A 555-nucleotide genomic window follows, 5' to 3' on the forward strand; every position below is an offset into this window, starting at 1 on the left:
GGTGGCTGTGCCGCAGCGGCCGGGAGAGCAGCAGGACGCAGACGCAGTTGATCGCCACCACCCCCACGTAGGCACTGGCCAACGTGGTCCGCCAGCCCCAGTCCTCCCGTTCCAGCGCTCCGACCATCAGCGCGGTCATCGCGAGCGGGCTGGCGATGTAGGGGAGCAGCAGTTCCCGGATGCCCTCCATCAGCGGGTTGGGAAACTGGCCGCCGACCTCGGTGCTGCCGCCGAGGTGGATGCCGAGCACCAGCGCGACGGCGTAGATGAAGAAGATCACCCCGCCGGGCAGCTGGGGCGACCAGTCGTGGATGTGGAAGAACGTGGTGAGGAAGCCCGCCGAGTACTCCACCGCGACCCCGACCACGGCCGCCAGCCCGGTGGCCACCAGGGTCAGCTGCACCAGCTCCCGGTGCGAGCGGGTCCGGGCCAGCTGCGCGAAGGCCAGCAGGACCTTGGGTGGTCCGACCACGGCGAACAGGGTGACGAAGGTGCTGGTCAGGTCGAAGTCGTGCATGGCTCCCAGCATGCGGCAGCGGGGGCGGAGCCCCGTGG

At 70.3% G+C, this 555-nt stretch carries 1 protein-coding gene; it reads right to left on the reverse strand.

Annotated features, from left to right (window positions below; genetic code table 11):
* Positions 1 to 517, reverse strand: a 517-nt coding sequence (locus tag ABD323_RS44675) for a MarC family protein (RefSeq protein WP_344447689.1), incomplete at its 3' end; no start/stop codon positions are given.
* Positions 518 to 555 lie beyond the last annotated feature (38 nt).

Source organism: Kitasatospora nipponensis (assembly GCF_039528135.1).
In the GTDB taxonomy this organism is placed as follows: domain Bacteria; phylum Actinomycetota; class Actinomycetes; order Streptomycetales; family Streptomycetaceae; genus Kitasatospora; species Kitasatospora nipponensis.